Source organism: Anaerococcus faecalis, from assembly GCF_013371425.1.
GTDB lineage: Bacteria > Bacillota > Clostridia > Tissierellales > Peptoniphilaceae > Anaerococcus > Anaerococcus porci.
On sequence record NZ_JABVBA010000005.1, the window covers coordinates 162,105 to 169,406 of the forward strand.

The window sequence follows — 7,302 nt, forward strand, 5'->3', positions numbered from 1 at the left end:
ATTTTTTAGAAAAAAGAGCCTAGGCATGTGAAAGTTGCAAATCTTTGTTTAGGATAAGCTAATTAAGTCATAAGAGATATGTTAATAGATGGTATAATATATATAGAAATACAAGCTAAAGGAAATATTGATACCGTAGGATATATAAAAATCATATAAGTACAAAAGGCTTAAAAAAATCAAATTTCATAAATAATAATATATAAACTAAGAGAAGTAGAAAGTAAAAACTAAAAAATATTAACTAAGATATAATCTCTTTTCAATAAATTCAGCACAAAGAGAAGATGTTTTTAGGATTTCTATATTAATTATAATATATATATAAAAATCTATTTGTAATAATAGATTTGTTAAAGTGTCTAATAATTAAGATAGAAGCAATAATTCTAATATCAAGTATAGTTTGGATAGGAGTATAAATATTAGAATTTCAATTGATTTTGCTAGTAATGTTAAAAAATACCCTATCAAACATGTAATTATATGTGAAATTATTTATTTGGTTTTGGGTATTGTTATGTGATGGGTAGGGGTTATAAATGAAAAATATAAGAATATCAGATATAGCAAAAAAATTAAATGTCAGTACAGCAACAGTATCCAGAGCTTTAAATAATAAAGAAGGTGTAGGAGAAAAAACAAGAAGAGGGGTAATTGCTTTAGCAAATGAACTTGATTATAAAGTAAATTTTAATGCTAAAGCCATTAGAAAAGAATTTAATGTATTAGTTATTTTTCCAATTAAAGATAAAAACTCAAAATATTATACAGATTTATTGTGGGAAGGATATCAACAGGGCAAGAGTGAATTTGACGATGCTAAAATAAATTTTCATGAGTTATATTATAGTGGCTCTTCATTTGAGGAAGTTGATAGAAAATACATTAAAAAACTAAATGAGTTAAAGCTAAAAGATGTAAAAATAGACGCTGCTATAATCTATATTGTAGGTTCGAATAAAAAAATATCTTCATATATTAATAATCTATTTGATTTGAATATCCCTATTATTGCTTTACATAAGTTAAAGTATGATATTAAAGCAAATATAATTGTTACAGATCAGGCAGAAAAAATTGGAAGACTTGCAGTTGAAATGATGACTTATTTCAATAAAAATATAAGTAATATATTGCTGATTGAAAATAAGAATGAAACTTTTTTTGGGGAAGATAAAACCAGTAAAGGATTTGTTGATTATATAAGTTCATATAAGAAAAATATCAATTTATATAGATTTGACCAGTTCGAGAAAAAGCTAGGAAAGAAAATAAGAAATATATTTAAAACAGTGAATATAGATGCTTGTTTTGCAACCACTGCTAGATCGAGTATTTACTTAGCAAATATTATTAAGTTTCTAAATTATCAAGATAAGGTATTTTTCATCTGTGCTGGAAGAAATAAAGCTTCTGAAAGTTTTCTTAAAGATGGGGTTTGTAAATGTATTATTGATAATAACCCAATACTAGAAGGTAAAGAAGCTGTGAGAGTAGCAATAAACTCATTGATTAATAATAGCATTTATCAAAAAAATGAAGAAAAATTTCAAATGGTTAAAAAAGAAATAGAATGCCGAATAATTTTTAAGTCAAATATGTGATAAATATTTGACTTATTTTTTTATATATAGTATAAATTAATTAACGTAATCGTTTACGTAATAATTTCAAGGAGAACGTATGCAAGAGAAAAATATTAGTAAAGACAAAGAATATATTGATTATGTCGAGAGCGCCTCAAGTTTTTCTATAAGAGATAAACTTGGATATATGTTTGGTGATTTAGGTGGAAATACTTTACAAGTAATAGTTAATACATATTTGTTATTATTTATGACATCGATTGTAGGGATAAGAGCAGGTCACTTTGCAGTAATAGTAGCAGTCTGTAAGGCATTAGATTCACTTAATGATCCTTTTATAGGTAGGTTTACAGATAAAGCTGCTGGAACAAAATATGGGAAATATAATAATATAATAAGAAAAGTATCTGTGCCAATGGCAATAATGACAGTAATGTTATTTATAGACGTTTCAGGATTTCCTTATGGACTCAAAGTGGCTTGGTGCTTGATAATTTATTTTTTGTGGGGAGTTATATCCTCGTTTTGGAATATTCCTTATGGAACTATGCTAAATTCTATATCTCAAAATCAAGAGCAAAGAGCAGAATTATCTAACTTTAGATCTATAGGGTCGCTTGGTGCAAATGTTATTGTTCAAACAGTAGCCCCTTTATTAATTTTTAACAACTTGAATGAAGCTACTGCACAAGGATTCTTAATATTATCAATAATAGGTGGTGTTTTTTCTATAATATGCTTATTTTTCACAACAAGATGGGCGAGAGAAAGAATTGTTATAACAACATCTAGTGAGAAAAAGCAAGCTGTTAACTATAAAAAATTATTCTTGTCATTTTTAAAAAATAGACCAATGATATCAATAATTTTAGCTTATATTATAGTAAAATTTTTCATACAAACTACAGGAATTACAAATCAATATGTGTTTCAAGTTTATTTTGGTGAAACTAAAACCTTAGCTTATGCAGGAATTGCTCAAATGATTCCTATGATAATGTGTATGCCCTTACTAAAACCTTTACTTAAAAAATTCGGTAAAAAGAATTTAATAACATGGCCGATGATAATTGGGGCTGTTTTATATGGTCTTCTCGCATTTGTGAAAGTAAGTCCTATGGCTTGGGTTATTATACAAGGAATAGCTTCATTTTTTACTGGGTTTTATTCATTGCTAATTTGGTCACTTATAGCAGATGGTGTAGACTATCACGTATGGCTAACAGGTGAAAGAAATGATGGAATGGTTTATTCAATTGTAACATTTGTAGTATTTTTAGTGGCTAGTTTATCTACTACATTTATTACACTGCTTTTATCATCAGTAGGATTTCAGCCTCTTTTACAGGCTATGCAAGCACCAGGTGTTGCAGAAAATATTAGACATCTTTCAGCTATTTTACCAGCAATTGGATGTGTACTTATATTTTTAATATTTACACTAATTTATAATTTAAGTGATAAAGATATGGAAAAAATAAGTATAGAAGTAGGACACAAGGCAAAAATTAGAGAAGAAGAACTTGAAGAGGAGTTAGAAGATAAATAAAATGACTCAATTAAAGAAAGAGATAATTAAGTTAGCAGACAATGAATACTGTATCAGGGATTATAACTTAGACAATTATTATTTGATTGTTGGAGATAAAAAATCAGCTTTAATTGATACAGGCTCAGGAATTGGTGATCCTAGATTAGAGATTAGAGAGATAACTGACAAAGATATATTAGTGCTATTAACCCATGGTCACCTAGATCATGCAGGAAACGCCTATTACTTTGATGATATTTACATGAATGAAAGGGATGATGAACTCTTAGATGAACATTTTGGTAATCCAGATATGATCAAATGGTTTATTGAAACAAGAGGGCCTGTAAGATTTCCCAAAGGAGATATCGAAGAATTAAAATCTTATGTTAATGAGAATATGCCTGATAAATTAAAATATAAAAATGTGAGTGAAGGTGATAAGTTTGAATTAGGGACAACAGTACTAACTACAATTGAAATACCAGGTCATACTAAAGGCTCTGTTGGATATTTAAGTAGCTCTACAAAGTATCTTTATGCAGGAGATGCCCTTAATCAAGGGATAATAATACCTTGTAAATCAAAAGAGCAAGGATCAACTAAAAAAGAAATCGAAACTATGAGAAGCTCATTAGAAAATCTTATGAATTACTATGATGATATTGATAAAATCTGTATGGGACATGATGGCCCATTTAAAGATAAATCTATAATTAAGGATTATTTGTCCTTATGTAAAGACTTACTTTCAGGTAAAATAAAAGGTCAATATGAATCTCAAGAGATAAGAGAAGGATATGTTGTAAGACGCGGACTTGCTGAATTTTGGTATGAAGCTTATAGATAAAATTTAATATGAGAATGAAGTATAATACCTCCAAAGTAGATAGTCTAAAATTAGCTAACTAAGTGGAGGTGTTTTTTTGAAAAAAAGAGCCTAACTATATAAAAAATGTAAATACTTTGTTTAGGATAAGGACATTAAATTATTTGAAAATATTGCAAAAATTAGGGTTGTATTCCATAACAATTTGTAGTTACTACCTAAAATTGGGATGATTATTTTTATCTTAAAGCATAAGATAAGAATACCTTCTTAATAAACATGAGCAAGTAAAGCCATAAGATATATGCTAATAGGTAATATAATATAAAATACAAGCTAAAGAAAATATTGATACCATTGAATATATAAAAAGCACATAAGTACAAAAATTTTTAAAAAGAAAAGCTTAACAATAAATACACAAACCAAGAGAAGTAGAAAGTTGTAAAACTAGGAAGAAAATAAGATTAACTAAAATGTAACAGAATTTAGTGTATAGTATGAATCTAAAAAACTAAAACAATCTTTTATAGCAGTAGATGTTTTCAATATATAAGTAATATTAAGATAAAAGATTGAAGGTCAAGGCATTATTTTAATCTAATTTAGATTAATGCATCTTGGTGGAAAAACTTTAATTTAATTATTTATCTACTTTAGAAGGATTGGTTTGTAATGTCTATTTTATTTTGTGAAAATGTTTTTTTAATTTTTAAAAAAATGTTATACTTGGTATAGTAATATATTATATACAAAAGAAAGTAGTGATTAATTGTTAGATAAGTTTAATAGGAGAATAGATTATCTTAGGATATCTGTTACTGATAGATGTAACCTAAGGTGTGCTTATTGTATGCCTGATGGAATAAATAAAAAAGACCACAGCGATATTTTATCTTTTGAGGATATAAGAAATATAGTGGAAGTGTTTGTAGAGAAGGGGATAAGAAAGGTAAGGCTTACAGGTGGAGAACCACTAGTTCGTAAAAATATAGAAACTTTGGTAAAGTACCTTTCTTCATTTGAAGAAATTAAAGACTTATCAATGACCAGTAATGGCTTTTTTTTAGAAGAAAAGGTTCAAGTTTTAAAGGATAATGGATTAGATAGGTTTAATATATCTCTTGATAGTCTTGAATTTGAAAAGTATAAAAAGATTAGCAAAAATGGAGACTTAAAAAAAGTTCTCAGAGGAATATATAAAGCTAAGTCACTTGGTATGGGAGTTAAGATAAATTGCGTTCTTATAAAGGGAATAAATGAGGATGAAGTTTTAGATTTTATAGAGTTTTCTAAGAAAAATGACTTAGGATTAAGATTTATAGAACTTATGCCTATAGGCAAAACTCAAGATTTTGCTAGGGATAATTTTCTATCAAGTGATGATATAGTAAAAAAATATGAATTAAAAAGGATTGAAAATCCTGATAAAAACTCTCCAACAAGCTTGTATAAAATGAAGGACTCTGACTTTAAGATAGGCTTTATAGATCCGCTTTCTCATAGGTTCTGTTCAACATGTAACAGGTTAAGAATAACGTCAGATGGATTTATAAGACCATGTCTTCATTCAGATGTGAAAATAGATTTAAAAGAAGGTCTAGATGATAGGGAGAAATTGAGTGAGCTTATTGATATAAGCTTATACAAAAAGCCTTTAAGACATTACTTGGAAGAAGGAAGTATAAGTGAATCAATGAATAGGATAGGAGGATAGATGTTTACACACCTAGATAAGTCTGGAAGAGGTCAAATGGTTGATATTTCACAAAAAGAAATCAGCCAAAGGGAAGCTCTTGCCAAAGGTTCAATAAAATTAAAATATGAGACTATAAAGGCTATAAAGGATGAAAAGATAAAAAAGGGAGATGTTCTTGCTATTGCCCAAGTAGCAGCAATCCAAGCTGTAAAAAATACTTCTTCAATAATACCTATGGCTCATCCACTGTTATTAAATGGGATAAATGTAGACTTTTACTTTGAAGGTGAGAATTTATTCTGTGAAGTTTTAGTTAAATGTCAGGGTAAAACTGGTGTTGAGATGGAAGCTTTAACAGGGGTTTCTGCTGGACTTTTGACAGTATATGATATGTGTAAGGCACTTGATAAGTCAATGGTTATTGAGGATATATATTTAGTTTCAAAAAAGGGAGGAAAGTCTGGTGACTACAAAAGAGAAGGTTTATAAGTATGCTTTTATTGTTCTATCCGACTCAAGAAGTGGTGGAGAAAAAAAGGATAAGTGCAAAGATGCTCTTCTTGATTCAATGGATAAGGATTATAAAATGGAGTACTTTAATATTATTCCTGATGATAAAGAAAAAATATTAGATGAATTAAAAAAATTAGTAGACAAAAATATTCCCCTAATTCTTACATCAGGAGGAACTGGTTTTTCAAAAAGAGATAATACACCAGAGGCCACAAAAGAGTTGATAGAGAAAAATACTCCGGGAATTTCTGAAGCTATAAGGTTTTATTCTAAGGAAATTACACCAATGTGGGCTCTTTCAAGGGCGGTTTCTGGAATAGCTAAGAATTCTTTAATTATTAATCTTCCAGGCTCTCCGAAGGCTGTGAGTGAAGCCATTGATGCCATAAGACCATTTTTAGGTCACGGACTTGATATTTTGAAAGGAGATTTTACAGATCATGACTGATGGAAAGATTATATCGATAAATATATCAAAGACTAAGGGAGTTAAAAAAATCCCCCAAGATAAAGGAGTTTTTATAGAAAATTTTGGACTTAAAGATGATGCTCATGCTGGAAATTGGCACAGGCAGGTCTCTCTTTTAGCTATAGAGTCAATAAATAAGATGGAAAATGAAAATATTAAGTTTAAGCCTGGAGATTTTGCAGAAAATTTAACGACAGAAGGAATTAAACTTTATGATTTTCCATTAGGAACAAAATTTGAAATCGGAGAGTGTCTACTTGAGATTACCCAAATAGGTAAAAAATGCCATGATGGCTGTGAAATTAAGAAGATGACAGGATACTGTATAATGCCGAAGGAGGGGATATTTGCCAAGGTTTTGAGGGGAGGTTTAATAAAAAGTGATGATTTCATTAAAGTGCTAGTCTAAGTTAATGAAAAATAATAAAAAAGACTAACCATTAAAAGTCAAGAGTAAAAATGAAAAAAATTAGAAAAAGATATTGAATAAAAATAACATAATAAAAACTAAAAATAGGCATGAGAAACAAACCTAAAGACTCAGGCTAAAAATAAGTATTGAAATTAAGCTTGAACTTGATAATCTTCGTTTTTAGTTAAAACAGCGTAAATAGTATGACAAAGTTTTCTAGCAACAGCATTTGTAGCAACTAGATGATGTTTACCTTCACT

The 7,302-nt window shown here is 28.6% G+C and carries 7 protein-coding genes; all 7 read left to right on the top strand.

Annotation, left to right across the window (positions count from 1 at the left end; all coding sequences use genetic code 11):
* Positions 1–542: 542 nt before the first annotated feature.
* The 7 genes from HV819_RS06390 (at position 543) to HV819_RS06420 (ending at position 7,039) form a co-directional block, all read left to right on the top strand.
* Positions 543–1,607 carry a LacI family DNA-binding transcriptional regulator gene (locus tag HV819_RS06390; RefSeq protein WP_176269762.1) on the top strand — a complete coding sequence of 355 codons (1,065 nt, stop codon included), beginning with the start codon at positions 543–545 and terminating at the stop codon, positions 1,605–1,607.
* Positions 1,608–1,686: 79 nt separating this feature from the next.
* A complete protein-coding gene (locus HV819_RS06395) occupies positions 1,687–3,138 on the top strand; it encodes an MFS transporter (protein ID WP_154540231.1) in 1,452 nt (483 codons plus the stop codon).
* Between the two features lies 1 nt (position 3,139).
* Positions 3,140–3,970: an MBL fold metallo-hydrolase gene (locus HV819_RS06400; RefSeq protein WP_154540233.1), complete on the top strand. Its 831-nt coding sequence runs from the start codon at positions 3,140–3,142 to the stop codon at positions 3,968–3,970.
* Positions 3,971–4,721: 751 nt separating this feature from the next.
* A complete protein-coding gene (gene moaA, locus HV819_RS06405; RefSeq protein ID WP_154540235.1) occupies positions 4,722–5,666 on the top strand; it encodes a GTP 3',8-cyclase MoaA in 945 nt (314 codons plus the stop codon).
* A complete protein-coding gene (gene moaC / locus HV819_RS06410) occupies positions 5,667–6,137 on the top strand; it encodes a cyclic pyranopterin monophosphate synthase MoaC (RefSeq protein ID WP_154540237.1) in 471 nt (156 codons plus the stop codon).
* Positions 6,112–6,609 (top strand): MogA/MoaB family molybdenum cofactor biosynthesis protein, encoded by a 498-nt coding sequence (locus HV819_RS06415; RefSeq protein WP_176269763.1) that lies wholly within the window; start codon positions 6,112–6,114, stop codon positions 6,607–6,609. Before moaC ends, HV819_RS06415 begins: the two co-directional genes overlap by 26 nt.
* Positions 6,602–7,039: an MOSC domain-containing protein gene (locus HV819_RS06420; RefSeq protein WP_154540241.1), complete on the top strand. Its 438-nt coding sequence runs from the start codon at positions 6,602–6,604 to the stop codon at positions 7,037–7,039. Before HV819_RS06415 ends, HV819_RS06420 begins: the two co-directional genes overlap by 8 nt.
* The last annotated feature ends 263 nt before the right edge of the window (positions 7,040–7,302 follow it).